The sequence below is a fragment of the Verrucosispora sp. FIM060022 genome, assembly GCF_003977705.1.
Taxonomy (GTDB): domain Bacteria; phylum Actinomycetota; class Actinomycetes; order Mycobacteriales; family Micromonosporaceae; genus Micromonospora; species Micromonospora gifhornensis.
Genome location: NZ_RQIV01000018.1, coordinates 17,078 through 39,051, shown reverse-complemented (window position 1 = coordinate 39,051; position 21,974 = coordinate 17,078). Strand labels below are relative to the sequence as shown.

Annotated in this window: 18 protein-coding genes, 1 tRNA gene and 2 pseudogenes; 15 read left to right on the top strand and 6 right to left on the bottom strand. The window is 68.4% G+C overall.

The features are described from left to right. Positions 1–49: 49 nt before the first annotated feature. Positions 50–355, bottom strand: coding sequence for a TM2 domain-containing protein (locus EG812_RS28030; RefSeq protein ID WP_081476265.1), 306 nt, complete (start codon positions 353–355; stop codon positions 50–52). A 241-nt stretch (positions 356–596) separates the two neighbouring features. On the opposite strand from EG812_RS28030, the gene ald reads away from it, so the two are divergent. The 15 genes and pseudogenes from ald to EG812_RS27955 all read left to right on the top strand — a co-directional run bounded on the left by ald (position 597) and on the right by EG812_RS27955 (position 14,069). Beyond that, positions 597–1,712 (top strand): alanine dehydrogenase, encoded by a 1,116-nt coding sequence (gene ald, locus EG812_RS28025; RefSeq protein WP_013732863.1) that lies wholly within the window; start codon positions 597–599, stop codon positions 1,710–1,712. Further along, positions 1,709–2,716, top strand: a complete 1,008-nt coding sequence (locus EG812_RS28020) for a site-specific tyrosine recombinase XerD (protein WP_050814581.1) — start codon at positions 1,709–1,711, stop codon at positions 2,714–2,716. Before ald ends, EG812_RS28020 begins: the two co-directional genes overlap by 4 nt. Positions 2,717–2,895: 179 nt before the next feature. Further along, the gene (locus EG812_RS28015; protein ID WP_013732865.1) at positions 2,896–3,819 is read left to right on the top strand and encodes a ParA family protein; all 924 of its coding nucleotides are present in this window, start codon (positions 2,896–2,898) and stop codon (positions 3,817–3,819) included. Positions 3,820–3,843: 24 nt separating this feature from the next. Then, a pseudogene (locus EG812_RS28010) lies at positions 3,844–4,903 on the top strand (segregation and condensation protein A). After that, entirely contained in the window at positions 4,900–5,934 is a 1,035-nt protein-coding gene (gene scpB / locus EG812_RS28005) for an SMC-Scp complex subunit ScpB (protein ID WP_126713365.1), read from the top strand. The pseudogene EG812_RS28010 and the gene scpB overlap by 4 nt, the downstream one beginning before the upstream one ends. Next, a complete protein-coding gene (locus EG812_RS28000) occupies positions 5,921–6,691 on the top strand; it encodes a pseudouridine synthase (protein WP_126713364.1) in 771 nt (256 codons plus the stop codon). The genes scpB and EG812_RS28000 overlap by 14 nt, the downstream gene beginning before the upstream one ends. A 150-nt stretch (positions 6,692–6,841) precedes the next feature. Next, positions 6,842–7,522 (top strand): (d)CMP kinase, encoded by a 681-nt coding sequence (gene cmk / locus EG812_RS27995; RefSeq protein WP_126713363.1) that lies wholly within the window; start codon positions 6,842–6,844, stop codon positions 7,520–7,522. Further along, positions 7,519–8,922, top strand: coding sequence for a ribosome biogenesis GTPase Der (der, locus tag EG812_RS27990; RefSeq protein WP_126713362.1), 1,404 nt, complete (start codon positions 7,519–7,521; stop codon positions 8,920–8,922). Before cmk ends, der begins: the two co-directional genes overlap by 4 nt. A 196-nt stretch (positions 8,923–9,118) precedes the next feature. Beyond that, a tRNA-Pro gene (locus EG812_RS27985) sits at positions 9,119–9,192 on the top strand. A gap of 119 nt (positions 9,193–9,311) precedes the next feature. Next, positions 9,312–10,457 (top strand): tyrosine-type recombinase/integrase, encoded by a 1,146-nt coding sequence (locus tag EG812_RS27980; RefSeq protein WP_126713361.1) that lies wholly within the window; start codon positions 9,312–9,314, stop codon positions 10,455–10,457. Between the two features lie 184 nt (positions 10,458–10,641). Then, on the top strand, positions 10,642–10,818 hold the full coding sequence (locus EG812_RS27975) for a helix-turn-helix domain-containing protein (protein WP_233579677.1): 177 nt from the start codon (positions 10,642–10,644) through the stop codon (positions 10,816–10,818). Between the two features lie 182 nt (positions 10,819–11,000). Then, positions 11,001–11,414 (top strand): transposase, encoded by a 414-nt coding sequence (locus tag EG812_RS27970; protein ID WP_158632566.1) that lies wholly within the window; start codon positions 11,001–11,003, stop codon positions 11,412–11,414. Between the two features lie 26 nt (positions 11,415–11,440). Then, positions 11,441–12,190, top strand: a pseudogene (locus EG812_RS27965) (transposase); the annotation flags it as partial. Positions 12,191–12,462: 272 nt separating this feature from the next. After that, a complete protein-coding gene (locus EG812_RS30190; protein WP_126713358.1) occupies positions 12,463–12,828 on the top strand; it encodes a creatininase family protein in 366 nt (121 codons plus the stop codon). Positions 12,829–13,271: 443 nt separating this feature from the next. Next, a complete protein-coding gene (locus tag EG812_RS27955; RefSeq protein ID WP_126713357.1) occupies positions 13,272–14,069 on the top strand; it encodes a hypothetical protein in 798 nt (265 codons plus the stop codon). A gap of 430 nt (positions 14,070–14,499) precedes the next feature. Here the strand turns inward: EG812_RS27955 and EG812_RS27950 are convergent, their stop codons facing one another. Genes EG812_RS27950 through EG812_RS27930 form a run of 5 tightly spaced genes read right to left on the bottom strand, consistent with a single transcriptional unit; the run spans position 14,500 to position 21,731 of the window. After that, positions 14,500–15,312, bottom strand: coding sequence for a DUF6339 family protein (locus EG812_RS27950; RefSeq protein ID WP_126713356.1), 813 nt, complete (start codon positions 15,310–15,312; stop codon positions 14,500–14,502). Beyond that, positions 15,309–16,199: a hypothetical protein gene (locus EG812_RS27945; protein WP_116510073.1), complete on the bottom strand. Its 891-nt coding sequence runs from the start codon at positions 16,197–16,199 to the stop codon at positions 15,309–15,311. The genes EG812_RS27950 and EG812_RS27945 overlap by 4 nt, the downstream gene beginning before the upstream one ends. Then, positions 16,196–18,088: a hypothetical protein gene (locus EG812_RS27940; protein ID WP_126713355.1), complete on the bottom strand. Its 1,893-nt coding sequence runs from the start codon at positions 18,086–18,088 to the stop codon at positions 16,196–16,198. The genes EG812_RS27945 and EG812_RS27940 overlap by 4 nt, the downstream gene beginning before the upstream one ends. After that, positions 18,085–19,077, bottom strand: coding sequence for a PD-(D/E)XK motif protein (locus tag EG812_RS27935; RefSeq protein ID WP_126713354.1), 993 nt, complete (start codon positions 19,075–19,077; stop codon positions 18,085–18,087). Before EG812_RS27935 ends, EG812_RS27940 begins: the two co-directional genes overlap by 4 nt. After that, positions 19,074–21,731 (bottom strand): Z1 domain-containing protein, encoded by a 2,658-nt coding sequence (locus EG812_RS27930; protein ID WP_126713353.1) that lies wholly within the window; start codon positions 21,729–21,731, stop codon positions 19,074–19,076. Before EG812_RS27930 ends, EG812_RS27935 begins: the two co-directional genes overlap by 4 nt. Positions 21,732–21,974 lie beyond the last annotated feature (243 nt).

Here is a 21,974-nt window from a genome sequence, read left to right as displayed (position 1 = left end):
CGCGCAGGGGCCGGGCGAACATCGCCCGGCCCCTGCGTGCTGTCACGGGTCAGTCGCGCAGCGGACGCCCCTGCGCGTCGGTGCCACCGTTGACCAGGATCAGGATGCCGTCGATGAGGCCCCAGAGGCTGCCGACACCGCAGGTCACGAAGGTGACGATGATCTGGATGACAGCGGTTTTGGTGTCGCCGATGTAGAAGCGGCCGGCACCGAATCCGCCCAGCAGGATCTGCAGGATGCCCGCGACGACTTTGCTCTTGTCAGAAACGCCCTGGGGAATCCCGGGCTGAGGGGGATATGTCATGAGGCGACACAGTAGTGATCCATCCGGCGGTCCGTGTGACCGGCATGCCATGAGTGGGACGCTGTGACCGATCACCGTCTGGACGGCTGACCTGTCACTCCGCCGAAGGGTGGGGTGCCGCACCTGACACTTCGTCAACGTCCGCGGGCACCAGGTGTCACAGTGCATGCTCCGACGTGGTGCTGAGCCCGAATAAACTGCGCCGACAGGACCGGTTGTCCGTGTAGTGGCAAAGGGGCCACCACATGCCGCGTAGTCGGGTTAGCGGTCCGGCGGAGAGAGGGTCTGCATCGTGAAGGTCGGCATTCCCCGCGAGGTCAAGAACCACGAGTACCGGGTGGCGATCACGCCTGCGGGAGTCAACGAGTTCACCCGCAACGGTCACCAGATCTTCGTCGAGGCCGGCGCCGGAGTCGGGTCGAGCATCACCGACGAGGAGTTCGCCGCCGCCGGCGCCAAGATCCTGGACACCGCCGACGAGGTGTGGGAGACCGCGGAACTCGTCCTCAAGGTCAAGGAACCGGTCGCCGAGGAGTACCACCGGATGCGTGAGGGGCAGGTGCTCTTCACCTACCTGCACCTGGCCGCGTCCCCCGACTGCACCCAGGCGCTGCTCGACCGCAAGGTCACCGGCATCGCGTACGAGACGGTGGAGCTGCCCGACCGGTCGCTGCCGCTGCTCGCCCCGATGTCCGAGGTGGCCGGTCGACTCGCCCCGCAGGTCGGCGCCTTCTACCTGATGCGTACCGGCGGGGGTCGGGGCGTACTGCCCGGCGGCGTCTCCGGCGTCTACGCGGCCAAGACCGTCGTCATCGGCGCCGGTGTCTCCGGCATGAACGCCGCCGCGATCGCGCTGGGCCTGCAGTCCGAGGTGCTGCTACTGGACATGAACGTCGGCCGGCTGCGGCAGGCCGACGCCATCTACCGGGGCCACCTGCAGACTGTCACCTCCAACGCGTACGAGATCGAGCGGGCGGTGCTGGACGCGGACCTGGTCATCGGCGCGGTGCTGGTGCCCGGCGCGAAGGCCCCCAAGCTCATCTCCAACGAACTGGTCTCCCGGATGAAGCCCGGCAGCGTGCTCGTCGACATCGCGATCGACCAGGGCGGCTGCTTCGAGGACTCGCGGCCCACCACGCACGCCGACCCGGTCTACAAGGTGCACGACTCGATCTTCTACTGCGTGGCGAACATGCCCGGCGCAGTACCGAACACCAGCACGTACGCACTGACCAACGTCACCCTGCCGTACGCGCTGGAGCTGGCCAACCACGGCTGGCGTGAGGCGTCCCGCCGCGATCCGGCGCTGGCGCTGGGCCTGAACACACACGACGGACAGGTCGTGTACGGCCCGGTCGCGGAGGCACACGACCTGCCGACCACCCCGTTGGCCGAGGTGCTGGCCTGACCGGCCGCACCCCGACCGCCGCAGCGGACGGAGCCGGCACGGGCCACCAGCCCGCGCCGGCTCTGCGCCGCGCCCTGCGCGGCTACCTCGACCACCTCACCGTCGAACGGGGCCTGGCCGCGAACACTCTGGTGGCCTACCGCCGGGACCTGGACCGCTACCTGAACAGCCTGGCCGCCGCCGGGGTGAGTGACCTGGCCGCCGTCCCCGCCGGCGAGATCGAACGCCACCTGGCCCGGCTGCGCGCCGGTGACGACGGGCATCCGCCGCTGGCCGCCTCATCAGCCGCCCGCGCCGCCAGCGCCGTGCGGGGCCTGCACCGGTTCGCGCTGCGCGAGGGCCTCGCCGCCGCCGACCCGAGCCGCGACGTGCGACCACCCACCCCGCCGCGCCGGCTGCCGCGCGCCCTGTCGCTGGACGACGTGGTCCGACTGTTGGACGCCGCCGGGCCGGTGCAGGCCGCCGGGGACACCGCGCCGCTCGCGCTGCGTGACCGGGCGCTGCTGGAGTTCCTGTACGGCACCGGCGCCCGCATCTCCGAGACCGTCGGCCTCGCGGTGGACGATGTGGACCTCACCGACGCGGTGGTGCAGCTGCGCGGCAAGGGCGGGCGGGACCGCCTGGTGCCCATCGGTGGGTACGCGATGCAGGCGCTGGGCGCCTACCTGGTCCGGGCCCGCCCCGGGCTGGTCGCCGCCGGCCGCGGCACCCCGAGGGTCTTCCTCAACTCCCGGGGCGGTCCGTTGACCCGCCAGGGCGCCTGGATGATCCTGCGCCGCGCCGCCGAACGCGCCGCTCTGCCCGTCGACGGGCCGCAGGCGGTCTCCCCGCACACGTTGCGCCACTCGTACGCCACCCACCTGCTCGACGGCGGCGCCGACGTGCGGGTGGTGCAGGAGTTGCTGGGGCATGCCTCGGTCACCACCACCCAGGTCTACACTCTGGTCACCGTCGACCGGCTGCGCGAGGTCTACGCCACCGCCCACCCACGTGCCCGCGATTGAGCGGCCCTGGTCGGTGCCGCTGGCCGACACGCCGAGCGGGTGCCGAACGCCCTGCTCGCCGGTGGCGTACAGTCGGCAGCGCAGCCTTGGCGGTGAGATGACCGGGGTGTGCAGCGGCGCCGCAAAGGACGTCGGGCGGCTCCGACGCCGGATGGTCGTCGGGAGGGGGCAACGAGGACATGGCTGGCAACGGTGACCGTGCCGAGACCTGGACGTCGGAGCTCCGCGAACAGCAGAACGCCCTCGGTGCGGACCTGGGGCCCGCCGACCCGGCCGCCTACACAATGCGCAAGCCCATCCCCGAGCCGATGCCCACCGACCGGCACGGCCCGGCGCGGATCATCGCGATGGCCAACCAGAAAGGCGGCGTCGGCAAGACCACCACCACCATCAACCTGGGTGCCGCGCTGGCCGAGTACGGCCGCAAGGTGCTGCTCGTCGACTTCGACCCGCAGGGCGCCCTCTCGGTCGGCCTGGGGGTCAACCCGCACAACCTGGACCTGTCGGTCTACAACCTGCTGATGCAGGACGACGTCACCGCCGAGGACGTCCTGATCAAGACCGACGTGGCCGGTCTGCACCTGCTGCCCGCCAACATCGACCTCTCCGCCGCCGAGATCCAACTGGTCAACGAGGTCGCCCGGGAGATGGCCCTGGCGCGGGTGCTCAGGAGCGTCCGCAAGGAGTACGACTACATCCTGATCGACTGCCAGCCCTCCCTGGGCCTGCTGGCGATCAACGCGTTGACCGTCGCGCACGGCGTGCTCATCCCGCTGGAGTGCGAGTTCTTCAGCCTCCGCGGCGTGGCGCTGCTGCTGGACACCATCGACAAGGTCCGCGAACGGCTCAACTTCGACCTGGAACTCGAAGGCATCCTCGCCACCATGTACGACAGCCGCACCACCCACTGCCGGCAGGTGCTGCAACGGGTGGTGGAGGCATTCGGCGACAAGGTCTACCAGACGGTGATCACCAAGACCGTGAAGTTCCCCGAGTCCACCGTCGCCGGCGCCCCGATCACCACCCTCGACCCGGCCTCCTCCGGAGCCCGCAACTACCGCCAGCTCGCCCGCGAGGTGATCGCCGCGCAGGCGGAGCGGTAGGCTCCGCAATCCCGTGGCCAGGCCGTGGACTACGGTCGTCGGCGTGACCGCCCCGCCCCTCGACCCCGCCGCCGCGGACGATCAGACGCCGGTGGCCGATCCGGACGCGGTCGACGGTGCCGACACCGGCAAGTTCACCGTACGGCTGGCCAACTTCACCGGCCCGTTCGACCTGCTGCTGCAACTGATCGGCAAGCACAAGCTGGATGTCACCGAAGTCGCCCTGCACCAGGTCACCGACGAGTTCATCGCCTACATCCGGGCCATGGGTGACGACTGGGACCTCGACGAGGCCAGCGAGTTCCTGCTCATCGCCGCCACCCTGCTCGACCTGAAAGCGGCCCGGCTGCTGCCCTCCGCCGAGGTGGAGAACGAGGAGGACCTCGCCCTGCTGGAGGCGCGGGATCTGCTCTTCGCCCGGCTGTTGCAGTACAAGGCGTACAAGGAGGCGGCGGCGCACATCGCCGCGCTGGAGGAGGTCGGCGGACGCCGCTACCCGCGCGCGGTGACCCTGGAACCTCGCTTCGCCGAAGCCCTGCCCGACCTGGTGCTCGGCATCGGCCCGCAACGGCTGCTCAAGCTGGCCGTGAAGGCGATGACCCCGAAACCGATCCCCGAGGTCTCCATCGCCCACGTGCACATGGTCCGGGTCAGTGTCCGGGAACACGCCGGGATCATCGCCGAACGACTGCGCCGCGTCGGCACCGCCACCTTCTCCCTGCTCTGCGCCGACTGCGAGGCCACCCTGGAGGTGGTGGCCCGCTTCCTCGCCCTGCTGGAGCTGTACCGGCAGGGGGTGGTGGCCTTCGTGCAGGAACAGGCGTTGGAGGAGCTGACCGTACGCTGGACCGGACCCGCCGACGGTGGACCGGCGCTGACCATCGACGAGTACGCCGGCGCCCCCGCCGAGCCGGCGGAGAACCCGGCGGCACCGGCCGCTGACACGGATACGGAACCCGCGCCGGTGGTCGACACGGATCCGGGGCCCGCGCCGGTGGTCGACAGGGTGGCGGACTCGGGGACCGTGTCGGGAAGCGAAGCAGGCACGGACGGGACGGCAACGAGGCAGGAGCACGCCGGATGAGTCACGAGGAACGCCGGGATTCGCTTGCCGACCAGGCAGCCACCTGGATCCCACCCTGGCAGCGTCCCGCCCCACCCGCCGAGACCGCCACCACCGTGCCTGCCCAGGCACGGCCTTCTGACGATGCCGTGGACGACACGGGTGAGTCCGGCCCGCAGAGCCCGACCGAGCCGCCGCAACAGGGTGCCGGCGACACCCCGCCGCCGGCCGGCGACGGGCAGGTGTCCGACGCGTCGGTGACCCTTCCCGCCGGCGAAACGGCTGCCGACGAGCCGGCAGCGGATGCGTCAATGGCGCTTGCGGTCGGTGCACCGGTTGCCGACGAACAGGCGACAGATGCGTCGTCGACGCTTGCGGTCGGTGCACCGGGTGCCGATGGGCAGGCGGCCGGTGAGCGGGCCGGGACGGCGGTGGGGGAGGCCGGTGGGGCGCGCAGGCAGCGGTCCGGGCGGGCCAGGCCGGCACCCGAGCCGACACCGCTGCTGGATGACACCGAACTGCGGGGCGCGTTGGAGGCGATCCTGCTGGTGGTGGACGAGCCGGTCAGCGAGCTGACCCTGGCCCAGGTGTTGGAGCAGCCGCCGGAGCGGATCGGCCCGATGCTCGACGACATCGCCGCCGGCTACGCCGCCGCCGGACACGGCTTCGACCTGCGGCGGGCGGCCGGTGGCTGGCGGCTGTACACCCGGCCGGAATACGCCAGCTACGTGGAACGCTTCATCCTGGACGGGCAGTCGGTGCGCCTCACCCAGGCCGCCCTGGAGACCCTGGCCGTGGTGGCGTACAAGCAGCCGGTGACCCGGTCGCGCATTTCCGCCATCCGCGGTGTCAACTGCGACGGGGTGATCCGTACCCTGGTCTCCCGGGGGTTGGTCGAAGAGTGTGGCACCGAGTCCGACAGTGGGGCGTACCTGTACCGGACGACCACGATGTTCCTGGAGAAACTCGGCCTCAACAGCCTCGACGACCTGCCGCCGCTGGCCCCGTTCCTCCCCGACGACGTAGAAGAGCTTGCTGATGCATCGCGATAACCGCACCCCCTCGCCCGACGCGCCCGTCTACACCGGCCCGGAACGCCTGCAGAAGGTGCTCGCCGCCGCCGGTGTCGGCTCCCGGCGCGCCTGCGAGGACCTGATCTTCCGGCGGAAGGTGACGGTCAACGGGCGGGTGGCGCAGCTCGGCGACAAGGTCGACCCGGCCACCGCCGTCATCCACGTCAACGGTGAACGACTCCAGGCCGACATCCGGCTGGTGTACCTGGCCATGAACAAGCCCCGCGGGGTCGTCTCCACCATGGCCGACGAGAAGGGCCGCACCGCGCTGGCCGACTTCCTCAACAACCGGGTCGAGCAGCGGGTCTACCACGTCGGGCGGCTCGACGCGGACAGCGAGGGCCTGCTGCTGCTCACCAACGACGGCACCCTCGCGCACCGGCTGATGCACCCCTCCTACGGGGTGCTGAAGACCTACCTGTGTGAGGTGGCCGGGCCGATCCCGCGCAACCTGGGCAAGCGGCTGGCTGCCGGCATCGAGCTGGAGGACGGGCCGGTGAGTGTCGACGCGTTCCGGGTGGTGGACAGTCTGGGGCGTACCGCCCAGGTCGAGCTGAGCCTGCACGAAGGACGCAAACACATCGTCCGGCGGCTGCTCGCCGAGGTCGGGCACCCGGTGAGCCGGCTGGTGCGTACTGCCATCGGGCCGATCCGGCTCGGCGACCTGCGCAGCGGGCGGACCCGACGGCTGACCAACGCGGAGGTCGCCGCCCTGTTCAAGGCCGTGGGTGACTGACCGCGCGGTCGCGGGTACCGCTGGGGGTAGGCTCGCGGACGGCCCGGCGGGCCGTGGGGTTCGGCGCCGGGCATGATGGGACATGTGTGTCAACCGCTTGCGTGACGTCGGTGACGGCGGACCGTGAGGTACGGGCTGAGGAGGACAACGGTGGGAGAAAACATACCGATCGGGCGCTGCGTCGTCGCTGTGGACGGGCCGTCCGGTTCGGGTAAGTCCACCGTGTCGCGACGGCTCGCGACCAGCCTGGGCGCCCGTTACCTGGACACCGGCGCGATGTACCGGGCCATCACCTGGGCGGTGCTGCGCTCCGGTGTCGACCTCAACGACGCGCACGCGGTGGCCAAGGTCGCCGGCGAGGTCGACCTGCGCATCGGCACCGACCCCGAGGGGTACGCCGTCACCGCCGACGGGGTGAACGTCGAGACCGACATCCGGGGCGCCGACGTGACCGCCGCCGTGTCCGCGGTGGCCGCCGTACCGGCGGTGCGGGCGCTGCTTGTCGCCCGGCAACGCGACATGATCGACAAGGCGGGCCGGATCGTGGTCGAGGGCCGCGACATCGGGTCCGTGGTGGCCCCCGACGCCGACCTGAAGGTCTACCTCACCGCCTCGGCTGCCGCGCGGGCCGCCCGCCGCAGCGCCGAGAACGCCTCCGACGTCGCCGCCACCGCCGCCGACCTGGCCCGGCGCGACCAGCTGGACTCGACCCGCAAGGCCGACCCGCTGGCCCAGGCCGCCGACGCCGTGGTGCTCGACAGCACCGAACTGGGCATCGACGAGGTTGTGGCCCGACTGCGTGAGCTGCTCACCGAGCGGGGCGTGGCGTGAGCAACGACGACGGTTGGGTGGAGCTGCGGGAACCGGACCTCGACACCGAGGAGCCGACCGGCCCGCAGCCGGTGGTTGCCGTGGTCGGCCGACCCAACGTCGGCAAGTCCACTCTGGTCAACCGGATCATCGGCCGCCGCCAGGCGGTCGTCGAGGACGTACCCGGGGTGACCCGCGACCGGATCCCGTACGACGCGCAGTGGTCCGGCCGGGCCTTCACCGTGGTCGACACCGGCGGGTGGGAACCGGACGCCAAGGACCGGGCCGCGGCCATCGCCGCGCAGGCCGAGACGGCCGTGGCCACCGCCGACGTGGTGGTGTTCGTGGTCGACGCGACGGTGGGCTCCACCGACGTCGACGAGGCGGCGGTGAAGATGCTGCGGCGCAGCGCCAAACCGGTCATCCTGGTCGCCAACAAGGCCGACAACGCCAACATCGAGCTGGAGGCCACCTCGCTGTGGTCGCTCGGCCTCGGCGAACCGCACCCGATCTCGGCGCTGCACGGCCGTGGTTCCGGTGACCTGCTCGACGCCATCATGGCCGCGCTGCCCGAGGCACCGAAGATCGTGGAGAACCGCCCGCGCGGCCCACGACGGGTGGCGCTGGTCGGCCGACCCAACGTCGGCAAGTCCAGCCTGCTCAACCGCTTCTCCGGCGAGGAACGCGCGGTGGTCGACTCGGTCGCCGGCACCACCGTCGACCCGGTGGACAGCCTGGTCACCATCGGCGGCGAGACCTGGCACCTGGTGGACACCGCCGGGCTGCGCAAGCGGGTCGGCAAGGCCAGCGGCACCGAGTACTACGCCAGCCTGCGTACCGCCGCCGCGATCGAGGCGGCCGAGGTGGCGGTGGTGCTGCTCGATTCCAGCGAGCCGATCAGCGAACAGGACCAGCGGATCCTGTCCATGGTCACCGAGGCCGGCCGGGCCCTGGTCATCGCCTTCAACAAGTGGGACCTGGTCGACGCTGACCGTCGGTACTACCTGGACAAGGAGATCGACCGGGAACTGCGCCGCATCCCGTGGGCGATCCGGCTGAACCTGTCGGCGATGACCGGCCGGGCCGTCGACAAGCTCGCCGCCGCCCTGCACCGGGCGTTGGACAGCTGGGAGACGCGTATCCCCACCGCGCAGCTCAACGCCTGGCTCACCGCCCTGGTCCAGGCCACCCCGCACCCCGTACGTGGGGGACGGGCACCGCGGATCCTGTTCGCCACCCAGGCGGGCGTGGCTCCGCCACGGTTCGTGCTGTTCACCACCGGCCCGCTGGACGCCGGCTACCAACGCTTCGTCGAGCGCAAGCTGCGCGAGGAGTTCGGCTTCGAGGGCAGCCCCATCGAGATCTCGGTACGCCCCCGCAAGAAGCTCGGCCCCGGCGGCCGAGGCAAAGCACACGGCTGATCTGCTTCCCGGGCCCAGGTGAGAGGCTGCTTGCCCTCCCAACTGGGCCCGCCCTCTTCACCCTCCTTCCTAGGACGCTTTAGGGGTGGTGACCTGCCTGGCTCGAAGGTCTCGGTGGGGGTGGGGGCTGTGCGACGGATGGGAGAAGCTGCGCTAAGCTGTACCGGCTGTCGCGGGCAAGGTCCGGCGGTAGCAACGGGACGTGGCGCAGCTTGGTAGCGCACTTGACTGGGGGTCAAGGGGTCGTCGGTTCGAATCCGGCCGTCCCGACTGGTATTCACCAGCGGATATAGAAGATCATATGTGATCTTGCGGTAACGCTGGCGGTAACGGAGATCGCTTAACGTGGGCTGCATCCCTCGATCCCGTTACTGCGGAGGTGCAGCCGCATGGCTGTCTACAGCTACCGCCTCGCCAACGGCCAAGCCCGCTGGTTCTTCATCATCGATCTTCCGCCTGACACCAACGGGCGCCGCCGTCAACACAAGCGGCAGGGGTTTCCCAACCAGGCCGCCGCTTTGAAGGCGGAGGACGATGCGCGCGCCGCGTACGGCGGAGCGGATCTCGGCGCCGACGGCAGCGTCGCCGCGGAGTTGGAGAGCTGGCTCAACGAGCGCGAGTTGGACGTCCAGGAGACGACGCTCAGCAACTACCGGGACGTCATTCGTTGCTACGTGGTGCCGCACATCGGCGGCCGGCAGCTCTATGCACTCGACAAGCGGGTCATCCACGACCTCTACAAGAAGCTGCTGAAAAGTGGCGGCAAGAACGGCGGGCCGCTGTCGCCGACCACCGTCCGCATCGTCCACCGGATCCTGATGAAGGCGTTGGGCGACCTCGGGGTCAACGTCGACGGTGTACGGCAGCCCCGGCAGGCCGAGCGGGAGACGATGGGGCGTAAGGGCGTCTGGACGCCGGCGCAGTCGGCGAAGTTCCTGAAGCACCACGCCGACCACCGGCTGCGTGCCGCGTGGGTGCTGGCAATCGTGGTCGGTGCCCGGCGAGGGGAACTGGCCGGTCTGAAGTGGCCGCGGGTCGACCTCGACCGGGGTGTCCTGCTGCTGCACTGGCAGCGCACCACGACCAGCAACGGGGTGGTGGAGAAGGCGCCCAAGGGCAAGAGCAAGCGGGCGGTGGCGCTCGGACCGGCCCTGGTAGCGGAGCTGCTCGCCCACCAGACGCGCCAGGCGGTGGAGAAGGCCGACGCTGGCGTCCTCTACCACGACGGCGGTTACCTGTTCTGCCGAGAGGACGGGGAGCCGTACTACCCGAAGTACTTCACCGACCAGTGGGCGAAGGCGTGCGTTGACGCCGGCGTTCCCGTGATCGCCTTGCACGATGCGCGGCACACCTCCGCTACCACCGGTGCTGACGCTGGCGTTCCCGAGCACGTGATGCAGCGGCGGCTCGGTCACGCCGACAGTCGGACCACGCGGGAGGTCTACACCCACGTGTTGCCGGAGAGCGAGCGTCGGGCAGCGGAGCTGATGGAGGCGGTGCTCGGAGACGCTGCGACCTGGTCACCTGCGGCGTGAACTCGATTGGCAACGCCACTCGTGCTGATGGTTCTCACATTCGGCAACGCAGCAGGTAAGGGGCGTCCTGCATCGTGGGGTTACGCCGGTACCGGCGTACTCACGATTGCGGGGAGGGGCGCGGACGATGCCAACCACCACGACGGGTGAGCGCAAAGCTGGCCAGGTATGGACGATTGAAGAGGTGCGTGAGCTCGGGCTCACGACTGATGTGGAGACCGCCGCCGCGATCCTCGGCATCGGGCGTACGAAGGCCTACGCCCTCGCTCGAACCGGCGAGTTCCCGGTGCGTCTCCTACGCGTCGGCCGGCGGTACGTGGTCCCCGTACAGGCGATCCTCAATATCCTTGCCGTCGAATAGTCGCTCTGCCCGAGGAGACCGGGTCGCTACCTTCAATCGAACCGACCTGGTTCGGCGGCAGTCAGTCTCTGTTGTCCACCTGAAGACGCCGTAGATATCGGAGATGGCCCTGTCTGCCAGGCTGAGATGAGACAGCCTTCCCGGGCGAGCTAGGCTCGACGGGTGACAGGAAGAGGATCATCGTGACACTACCCAACACCCCGGGTGAGCAGGGCGGACGGCCGAAGCGTCGGACGTTCACGGCGGAGTACAAGCTGCGGATCGTGGCGGAGTACGACGCGGCGAAGGCCTCGGGTGAGGGGGCGGCGATTCTGCGTCGGGAGGGCCTGTACCACTCCCACATCCTGGAGTGGCGTGCCGCGCGGGACGCCGGCGCGTTGACCGCTCTCGGCTCCCGCAAGAGTCCTGTTGGGGAAAGCCGGCGCCGGAGCGCGGAGGCGGCTGAGTTGGAGCGGTTGCGGCGGCGTAACGAGCGCCTGGAAGCGGACCTGGCGCGGACGAAGACCGCGTTGGAGATCATGGGAAAAGCGCACGCGCTCTTGGAAACGCTGTCCGAGAGCGCGGACGACACGCCGCGGCCGGGCAGGAGGCGCTGAACACGGCGTTCGACAACCTGCTGCCGGTGGTGGGCGTGGCCGGGGCGTGTCGGTTGACCGGCCGGTCCCGCGCCACGCACTACCGGCACCGGCAGCCGCCCGTGGTGTCCCGGCCACTGCGGCCGAAGACACTCCCGCCGTCGACGCTGAGCGAGGCCGAACGCCGCGCGGTCCTGGATGTGTTGCATCGGGATGAGTACGCGGAGATGTCCGTGGCGCAGGTGTGGGCCCGGGAACTCGACCAGGGCCGTTACTGGTGCTCACAGTCCACGATGTACCGGATCCTGCGCGGCGCTGGTGAGAGCCGGGAACGTCGCCGGCAGGCCACCCACCCGCCGCGGACGATTCCGCAGTTGGCCGCGACCGGGCCGTCGCAGGTGTGGTCATGGGACATCACCCGCCTGAAAACCACCGGGCGGGGCGTGTTCTACCACCTGTACGTGATCATCGACGTGTACTCCCGGTACGTCGTCGGCTGGCACGTCGCCGGCGGCGAGGACTCCATGCTCGCCCGCGAACTCATCGACGACGCCATCACCCGCAACCGGGTCCGACCCGAGGTCCTACACGCCGACCGCGGCTCGTCGATGACCTCCAAACCCGTCGCCGAACTCCTCGCCGACCTCGACGTCACCCGCTCCTACTCCCGACCCCGGGTATCGAACGACAACCCGTACTCCGAAGCGCAGTTCAAGACGTTGAAATACTGCCCCGCGTTCCCCGACCGGTTCACCTCACTCGAACACGCCCGCCAGTTCTGCACCGAGTTCTTCACCTACTACAACCACGAACACCGCCACAACGGGATCGGCCTGCACACCCCCGCCTCAGTGCACTACGACACCGCCGCCGACGTGCACGACCAACGGCAGGCCACCCTCGACAACGCCTGGCACACCCACCCCGACCGGTTCACCCGCCGCCCCGACCCCCGGCCCTACCGACCACCGTGTGGATCAACAAACCCGCAGCTCAACCCACCGAGCTACACAACACCTGACCACGAAAACGTCTCACTTGACTTGACAGGTTCCGCGGCGGCAACTACGTGCTCTCGAACATTGTGCAGCAGGCAAATGTTGCCGAGCCTCAGCTCGCGCTGTTCCCGGACCGGGCAGCCTGGGAGGTTGCCTGCCGGGACGCTGGCATCGTCGGCACTCTGCATGACGACATGCACGCCGGGGAGATTGAGACCTCGATTCTGCTCGAAGTGGCACCCAAGATGGTGCGTGACGGGTATGAGCTGGGAGATCACGTGGCCGAGCATCCGCATCTGCTCACGATGGGCATGCGTGCCTACACAGAGTCAGGAGTCATTGGGCGGCCCTCGCTCGCTTCGACCGACAAGGGGCGCCTGCTTCTTGCTAGCCTGACCGCGAGCTTCCAGGAGACGCTCGGCCTGCTGAGCATGTAGTGGCTAGCGCTATCCTCAGATGACAAGGGCTGCTCGCAGGCATCGCAACTCATATCATTGAGTTGTTCCAGTGAGGTTCCCCCGGTAGCTCGGAGGCTTTCGATCATGCTCTGATGGAGCTGAAGGGAGTCATCCGAGGCAGTACGAAGAAGTACTCCGATGAGCTGCGTGAACGTGCGGTGCGTTTCTACCGGGAGTCGGACCCGAAGCGATGATCGGGACGTCGGTGAACTTCGTTGGAGAGTGCAACCTACTCTGGAGGCGGGTGGTGTCCGACATGCCGGTCACTGCCGACCGTGCAGGGGGAGGGCTGCAGTGACTGCGGGCGTGGGTCGTTGAGGGTCCTGCGGTCAACCGTGCCAATGGCAGCACACTGCACCCGCGCTTTGCCAAGAGCAAAGCTTGATGGTTGATTTCTAAATTGGGCGAAATGATCGGGATGGGTGATGGCCCCATTGTGGATCGTCGTCGCAGCTCTGGTAGCAGCGGCGTTGGGCATTCTTGCCAATGCCGTGAGCGGATGGCTACCCAAGCCTCAGGGAATTACCACCGGCCAAGTCGTCGTCGTGCTGGTTCTGATCGCGGCGGCCATTGCGTACGTGGCACTTGCGGCCGATGGAAAAGCGCCGTGGCCTAAGGCTGGTAGCGCGCCCACAGCAGCGCCGGAAAGCCCGGCACTGTCTCCACCCGCTACGCCGATGCCAAAGCCAGCGACGAGCTCCACCTCCTCGCCCGCAAGGACGGCCGCGTCGAAGGGGTCGACGCCGCCGAGGACACCGGCACGTGCGACGACTACTGCAACGAAAAGCACAAATCTGACGAACGTGGATTTGGGCGGTTCGATCAGCCCCTACACCGTCCGTAACGACGGACGGGTGAAAACCCTTAGTGTGACCATCGCTCGGGCGACGCCGAATGGCAAGGTGCGCTGGCAGTTCGGGACCCTCGTTGACGGTGACCGGCCCGGGTGCACTGTGAACGACAGCGTGCTGTGCAACGACATGTTCGGTGGAGGCACCGCTGTCGCAGACGACAAAGGCATGGCGGAATTTGCAATCCGATGGTCACCAGGCGATGCATACGACACGCACGGCGACGCATACGACGACGCTGGCTGGGTGGTGGAGGTCGTCGACGAGTCCACCTACGGCTCCTCCCAGCGTAGCTGCCGCTGTATTTCGGTCGCCTTCATGGTCGAGACTGCGTCAGGCGCTCCGCCGCCTTCTGAGTGGCAGCATTGATGACTTCATTGGCCTTTCCCGACTGGCTCCTCGCTCCGACGCTCCCGATTCGTCAGTGATGAGCAGCATCTTGAATTGTTGGGACTTGCCATCATGTTATTGCCCGCGCTGTCCGAGCCTGCAGCATTTTCCAAACGAGGCTGGCGCGGCTCATGTCCGTGCAAGTTTAATGGTTGCCGGGTGCCCCCGGCAGCTTGTGAACGTCGTTCAAGCGGCGCCGCTTCAGCTCAAAGCTATCAGGCAGGCAGAAGACACGGAAGAGCGTTGTCCTAAACACCTCGAAGCGGCCGTTACGCAGGATGAAAGTGGCTTCGAGTTGATCGGAGGTGGCCTTCAAGCCATCGTGGTAACGCCGTCTAACAGGCGTCTTTAGACACACGTCAACCTGTGGTCCGCGGCTCCGGCCCAGCTTCCACCGTTGCTCCTGCCGTTACGAGCTGGTTCCTGACCTCGTCTGCACTTGAGCAGGAACCTGGTGCTTATATGTGCTGGTAGTTAAAGCGGGTCGCAACTGGTCGATGGCTTCCTCCGTGTACCTGCCCACCAGCTCGGCCAAGTGCGCATCGTCGAGTGATTCGAGGCTGACCACCACCGCAAGTCGCCGCAGTCTGCGCGCGGTGATCCGCAGGATGTCCGTCCTTGCAGCGCCGGCCTGCCCGGCTACGGTCAGGTGGCCATGGGCAATGGCGCGGGCGACGCGTGGATGCGCACCGAGCGTCGGGCGCTCGAGGATTGCGACGGCCTCGTCCTCGTAGAGTCGGGCGCCGAGGTCCTCGCCCAAGCTGTGGACACGGGTCCAGAGGCGTCGGAACACGTTGCGTGGACGGCCGATGATGCGTTCGTAGCCTGGCCGGCGTAGTGGATTGGGCCACCGCCAGAGCGCGATATCCGGCAACAGGACCAGGCTGAGAAATGACCAGACCTCTTCGCTCGCCGCGTCGGCGGGCACGATGGTCATCTGCCGGTACAGGGCCGGTGCCAGCAGCCGGTCGAAGGCTGTGCCGTTCGTTCTGCTCAGAGGTGCCGGCCAGTTGGCTTCCGCGGCGATCCCGCGGACGGTCTGCTGCAGGGCACGGAGGTCGTCCTCCGCTACGCGGTGGGGTGCCGTCGGGTACCAGGTGGTGCGCGCATCGGCAGTGGCCGACAGCCTGCGCAGTTCGACGAGGTCCCGGCCGGTGTGGAGGGTTAGCAGCCGTTCCGCGACGTGGGCAGGTAGACGCGGGTAGACGTACAGCCGGTTCATGCGAGGACCCGGTCGAGACCTTGGATGACCGCCTCCAGTTCGCTCGGGTCGTTGCGGTGTTGACTACGTAGGTCGGAGAGCGACCGGTCGGGGAAGTACCTGCGTATCAGGTTGATGAACAGCTCGCCGAGTGTGCCTTCGCCGTGGTCGTGCTCGTCCTGGAGGTCCTCGCAGCGTAGCGCCGTCTGTATGAGCTGACGGACGACATCGTGCCGGAGCACCTCGGCGAGTGTCCTGGAGGCTTCCGCTTCCGGCTGGTTGAGCATCGTGGTGACGGCGGGGTGGTCCGAGTTGAGGTACAGCCGGATGCTGCCGGTGTCCGACCCGTCGAGATCCGGGGCGCAGGAGAGGTACCACAGCGAGCGGCGTCCCTCGGCGAGCCCACTTTCGGCGAAGCTCGTGGCCACCACGGGGAACCGGCTGCCGCTGCCTTCCAGGGTGAAGCGCCGCCGGGCCTGCCAGAGGATGGCGCCGGGTCGGAAGGCTGCCAGCGGCGAGATCGGTGTCGGGTCAGGTGCAGCCAGGACCATCCGGGCGGTCAGGGTGAGGTTTCCGCCGATCTCGGTGCCAGGGATCGCAACCGTCAGTCGGTTTTCACCGTCAACCAGTCTGGCCGGGGTGGAATTGTCGCGGCGGTTGGTGCTGCTGCTGTGCCAGGTGACCAGACAGTGTACGGCTGCGGCGGGCGACAGGCCGCAGTCCTGCAGTACCCCGGGCAGGTCGACATGCAGGGGCCAGTTCGCGGTGAGATCGGTGAAGTAGTCCCAGTCAGGCACCGGCTCCCCCTCGGGGACGGGTGTGCCCTGCGGACCGGTTACCGTCACGGTTCCGGATTGGATGCGCTCCTCGGCCGGGGTCAGGTGGCCCGCACTGATCGGGGCGCTCACGTCGGTGTCACCTCCTCCTGGCGTATCCGCACGGTGACGGCTGCATCAGCCGGTTGGGTGAGAGTGACGGTCCAGTGTTCCGACGTCACGGTGGTCAGGGTCAGTTGCGGACCGGGCGTGAGGTCTCCGTTGTCCCGGTCACGCCAGTGCAGTACTTCGACCGGAGTGGTCTCGTCGGCGGGCTCCGGTGCTCCGTCAGCGATCGCGACCAGTGGCTGGGCGATGAGGGTCAGCGACGCACCGGAGGCTCCGGTGAGGTCGATGTCGAATTCAACCGCACGGCCGCCGTCCCTCAACACGATCTGGCGGGGACGGGGGTGGAAACGCAGTGTCGGACCGGTCGTGGAGCGCGACCCCCGCCCGTGGTGCCTCTGCTGGCGTCCTTTGCCGCCGTTGTGCACTGTCGGTGTGTCGTTGTGGCCTGCCGGTGCTCCCGACGAAGTGGTCGGTGGATCGTGCACCGGGTTGTCCGACCCGGCCGGGATGCGGATGTCCGTGCCACCCGCCTGTGTGTCGAGGAGTGTGCCGAGGACGTTCGCCAGCCGTGAAACCCCGGTCGCGGCCTCGGTGGTGGGGGTCGTCGCGTTGTCCGTACGGCGTTCCTTGAAAATCCGGTCGATGCGGTTGAGTGCCTGGCTGACCGGGTTACGGGCGTACCGCTGCCGTTGCGCCAGCCGCGGCTGCCACCTGTCGTGCGTCGGTGGTTCGGCGCGGGCGAAATCCCCGTCGAGTTCGGGATCGGCGATGAACACGCCGCTGATGGCGTGCCCGAACGGATCCGGAGTGACGTTGCGGTACTCGACAACGAGGCCCGGTCGGCGCATGAGGGCGATCTCCGCGGGCGGCCGGGCATGGCTGCCTGAGGCGGCCGCCCTGTACGTCCGCCATGCCAGTACGCCGAGACGTTGCTCCGGACGGCTGCCGACGATCTCCTGGACAGCCCAGGGCCATGGATGGTCTCCTGCTGCGCCGTCGAAGACCGAGCGGCAGCGCCGGTGCGCCTCGACGAAGTACCGCAGCCGTGCATCGGTCGCCGGGTCGGGAAGATCTATCCGTGACCCGTCGCAGGTGAACCGCAACGTGAGCCCGGGAGGTGACCCCACTTGCCCGACGGTGTTGGCCCACGCGTACCTCGTGGCGGTGTCGGCCATCACGGCGACCACGTCGGACAGGTGCTCCTCTCCGGTCCGGGGAGCGATGACCATGACCGAGGTGCCGGTTGCGTCCCCGGACAGGTGCGTCAGTCCGATGGCCCGGGCCATGTGCTCCGCCGTCGGGCCGGTCACCGGTTCCACGCCGACGTCGCTGTGTGGAACTCCCCACCAGTGGCGTCCGGTGTACTGGCGTCGCCCGACCCGGTAGGGATCGGTGAGTGACATGCCGATCAGTCGGCACTCGGCACCGGCGCTGGTCCTGATGCGGGTGAATATCACCACGGTGTCGATGCTGCTCGCCTCGAACAGCACGGCCTTGCCGTAGCCGTAGGTTCCGCCACCGAACCCCTTGTCGGGGTGTCGGCCGATGTTCCGGACGAGGTCGACGAAATTCCGTGGATCATCCTCACCCACCCGGTCCGCCCTGGTGGGACCGGTGAGCCCTTTCGTACCGGTGTCGGTGACCGTGAGGACCCTGAGGCCCGGGTTGTCCAGGTCGGCCCCGGGTAGAAGACGACGCAGGCTCTGCAGTTGCCCGGGATCGAGGGGCCAGCCGTCCACGGAGAACTCGGCGGGTCGGCCCTCTGTGGCGGCGTCCCAGCTGTTCTGCAGTGTCTCGCGCAGGAACAGCTCCCAGAAGTCCATGGAGTAGGTGCCGAGTGTCCGGCGTACCGACCGCGCGTCGATCCCTCCTGATGGTGGGAGCGGCTCGGCGTACATGGCGATGCGCGTCATGGCTGTTCCATAAGCGCGGCGGCTGCCGCGGAGGGGTCGGTGAGATGATGATCGAAAGCTGACAGATCGATACTGTAGTTCAGGCGGACCAGGTGCTGCTGCAGTGACGCATCGAGCTGCCCGGACGTCACCCGGGGGAAACCCGGGCTGTTGACGTGGTACGCGGCGGCGCGTTTCACCCGGTGCCGGTCCCGGCGGTACGCATCGGCGTCGTCGTTGCGGTAACCGATTGTGGCCAGGGCGTCCAGCAGGATACGCCTGTCCAGTCCCGTACCGAGGAGCCTGTCGACGACGTCGGGGACGCTGTCGCCGGCGCTGTCACGTTCGAACTGCTCGACGTACAGGTAGAGATCGGTGCCTGGGCGTTCCTCCAGTTGGTCGGCGCCGTGTACGCCGACGACCAGACGGTCGCGGTGCGTTGTGGCCTTGACTTCAACGGCAGCGGTGACGGAGGTGAAGTCCGCGCGTGCCTTGTGGGGACCGGTCCAGAGCTGGAGCGGCTCGGGGCCGCCGAGCCCGCAGATCCGTTCGAGGAAGTGCAGCTCGGCGAGCAGGCCGAGCAGCGCCTCCGGTCCGAGTATCGGACCGGGTGCGGGGGAGAGCAGCTCGCGCCACCGGTGCAGGAGCTCCAGGCAGACCCGTCCGGGATCGCCGGGGCGGCGCTGCAACTGTCGGCTCAGGTCGTCGGTGAATGCCGCGAAGATGTCGTTGAGCTCAGGTAGCTGGCAGACCACATCCGCGTACCGTCCCGGGTGACCGGAGTCGTCCTCCAGGCTCCGGGTGGTGACGGTGACGCCGCGGCTGGTGGTGTCCTGCACGGTGGGGTGCCGGTCGGTCAGCGGGATGAGCAGATGTCGGCGCCCGGAGGCGTCGACGCCGACAGCGACCGGCCCCGCGGCCACCTCGACCGCACTGTCCAGCACGCGCATCTCCCGTGGCGGATCGGTCGCCTCCAGTCGGCGGAACATCTCCTCGGCGCTGCCTGTCATGACGCGGCGCCGTCGGTCAAGGCTTCACCCGCCCGTTCGTCGGCGGCGTCGATCTCGTCGATGTCGACGGTCTCGAGCTCCTCGTCGACCGGCGCGAGGCTGGACAGGTCGACCGAGACGTAGTCACGGTCCTCGGGTCCCCGGGCCTCGGGAAAGAACAGACCCACGCCGAGTATGTCCTCCACGGCCGCGAGTTCGGTTCTCGGATAACCGCGTTTGCCACTGCTGCGCTCGACCGTGGACCTCCTGCTCACGGGATAGAGACACAGGAGCCCGGTGCCCCCCAGCTGCCCGTCACGCAGCTCCCGTAACCTCCGGTCGGTGGGGTCTCCGTCGATCATGTCGCTGATTCTGATGGAGGCCGGTAGGTCGGCGACGCGGTCCAGGGTCGAAACCAGTGCCTTGATGTCGGCATAGTCCTCCGGCACCTTGAGCCGGCTGCGGTTGATCATGTGGTACTTGCGGCCCGCCAGCGCCATCCCGCCCAGGCGGTCGCTGCCCTGGTCGATCACGACGATGTTCCAGGTGCGCAATGCGTCGTAGTCGTTCTGCTTGGCGATGTACTCGCACAGGGCTTCCGGGCGGAGGCTGGGGCTGCGCTCATGGAAGCGGTAGTCGCGCAGGAAGGCCATCACTCTCGCGGCCGGCACCCCGGTCAATGCGGTGCGGCCGGCCCGCACGGGAACCTCCCGTACTCCGGGAAGCTTAAGGGCGGCGGTGAGGAGACGGTCGCCGGCGTCGATGTTGTGTCGCAGCCACCCCTCGTCCCGATGGTGGAATTTGATCGTCTGCATGACCTGGGAGCCGAAGCTGTAGCGGACCGTGACGCCCGCGCGCATCTTGGCGGCCGACGTCACTGCCATGGCCGGGTGTTTACGGATCATCACCGCCAACTCTCGTGGCGTCTTGTGCTCCGTCTCGTAGCGGCGGATCTGCTGCCGGATCTCGGCCTCCACGGTCGCCAGGTCCACGAACCATGCTGCGAGCTCGCCTGTCATCCATATCCGGGGCAGGTCCTCGTAGCCGTGGCGGTAGCCGAACCAGCGACCCATCTGCAGCAACGTGTCGTAGGCCGAGGCCGCCCGGACGAAATAGCTGCACACCAGGCCGGCGAGGGTCAACCCACGGGAGAGGGTGTTGCCCCCGATCGCAATGGCGGTGACCGGCTCCTCTCCGTAGCTGAGCCGGACGTCGGACTGGTAGTTGTCGACCACCACCCGGACGTCGGCCATGACGCCGGGGATCCGGTCGTAGACCTGCGGCCACGGTACGGCCGGAAGTCCGAGATCGGCGGCGGGCACCCGGCCCGTCTCCCGTTCCCACTGCTGGTGGAACAGGTCGCGGAGGGTGGCGGTCGACCAGCCGCCACGGAGCGTTTCCAGGTACGCCTGCACGACCTCGGCCGTCCGCTGGTGTGCGACGGCGCGCATCGACGTGTGGATCAGCATGGTCGAATCGGCCGGTGCACCGTCGCGGCAGCGGCGGGCGGCGGTGGCCAGGATGAACCAGCGGACAGCGTCGCCGAGGCTGCCGGTGACGGTCGGCCTCCAGTCGCCGAAGCCGGCACGGGCGCCGGGTGGCCGGACCGAGGGGACCTCGTCGTCAGGGACCGTCCGTACGACATCCAGGCCCCGGTCGACCGGCCCGGCCTCGTAGGTCAGCAGGTCGCGTCCGAAGATCCGCTCGGCACCGAAGTAGTCGTCGGAAGGGGGAAGGTCGACGATAAAGTCGGCGGGGTAGAGGTCGTCGGGCACGGTCGGATCCACGAGCAGGTTCGCGAACGGTGTCGCGGTGTAGGCGACGTAGGCGACCTTCGGTTTACTCAGGATGCGGCGGATCAGGGAGTTGATGGTCGACTGCCGCCCCCTGTTGCCCACGTCGATGCTCGCCTGGTCGGCCTCGTCGTCGATGACGAGGATGGGACAGTCCTGCAGGATGGTGCCGGCGGCCTCCAGGAAACGGGCCAGTTTACGGAGGCGGTACGGGTTCTTCTTGACCACAGCGAGGAGCCGCTGGTCGGGATTGCTGAGCAGGTTGGCGGCATTGCGGGCCTGCCTGTCGTCGAAGTCCGTTTCGCCATCGGTCAGCAGATGCCAACGGCCGCGGTCGTCACCGACGAGAATCTGTTCCATCCGCTGCTGCGTCTGTGACCGCAGGTTGTCGGTGATGCCGGACAGCACCACGACCAACCGGTAGCGTGCGTCGCACAGCTTCGCCGCCACGGACATGAAGTTGGTCGTCTTGCCGCTCTGGACGTGTCCGAGAACCAGGCCGCGACTGCTGAACCGCTCGGTCCCGGGCGGTGGAACAAACGAGACGATCTTGCTCGACGAGTCGTTGATACGTTTGATTGGCTCGTCGTCGAGACCCGTGCCCTCCAGGCGGCGCCTCACCGACGGCCAGAAGACGTCGTCGGACCGGGGGATGTACCAGGGTTCCAGTTGTGTCAATGGATCCGTCAGGGAGCGGGGCTCGTGCAGGTCACGGGGGCGCCCGGCCCGGGCCTGGTACTCCGTGATGGCGACGTCGAGGATATCGGCCGGAACGAATTTGCCCAATTGGCGACGGATCGCCGGGATCGTGCTGTTGCCGTACACGGCACTGGCGATCTGTTCGACCAGATCGTTGAGGTCCTCGTCGCTGATCCGGTGCATCCGTGCCCTTCCGTCTTCGTGGTGCCGATGGGGTGGTTCCAGTGGGGACACCCGGCGGAGCATTGTCCGGTAACCACGTATACAGCATGGGTGGCGCAGGTCACCCTCCTCCGGGACCGTCCGGTTGTCCGGCCGGCCAGCAGGATCGCGCCGAAGCGATCCGATCCCACACCGGTCGTCGGTTCCGCGCTGTCCGAGCCAGGGAAAGAGCCGCATCCCGGCGCCGGCGTCCGCGCCGGGGCG

Bases quoted from the DNA above. Each gene is read 5' to 3' on its own strand.
- EG812_RS28030 (WP_081476265.1), bottom strand. From the start codon at position 355: ATGGCATGCCGGTCACACGGACCGCCGGATGGATCACTACTGTGTCGC.
- EG812_RS28015 (WP_013732865.1), top strand. From the start codon at position 2,896: ATGGCTGGCAACGGTGACCGTGCCGAGACCTGGACGTCGGAGCTCCGC.
- scpB (WP_126713365.1), top strand. From the start codon at position 4,900: ATGAGTCACGAGGAACGCCGGGATTCGCTTGCCGACCAGGCAGCCACC.
- EG812_RS28000 (WP_126713364.1), top strand. From the start codon at position 5,921: ATGCATCGCGATAACCGCACCCCCTCGCCCGACGCGCCCGTCTACACC.
- EG812_RS27980 (WP_126713361.1), top strand. From the start codon at position 9,312: ATGGCTGTCTACAGCTACCGCCTCGCCAACGGCCAAGCCCGCTGGTTC.
- EG812_RS27950 (WP_126713356.1), bottom strand. From the start codon at position 15,312: ATGAACCGGCTGTACGTCTACCCGCGTCTACCTGCCCACGTCGCGGAA.
- EG812_RS27940 (WP_126713355.1), bottom strand. From the start codon at position 18,088: ATGACGCGCATCGCCATGTACGCCGAGCCGCTCCCACCATCAGGAGGG.
- EG812_RS27935 (WP_126713354.1), bottom strand. From the start codon at position 19,077: ATGACAGGCAGCGCCGAGGAGATGTTCCGCCGACTGGAGGCGACCGAT.
- EG812_RS27930 (WP_126713353.1), bottom strand. From the start codon at position 21,731: ATGCACCGGATCAGCGACGAGGACCTCAACGATCTGGTCGAACAGATC.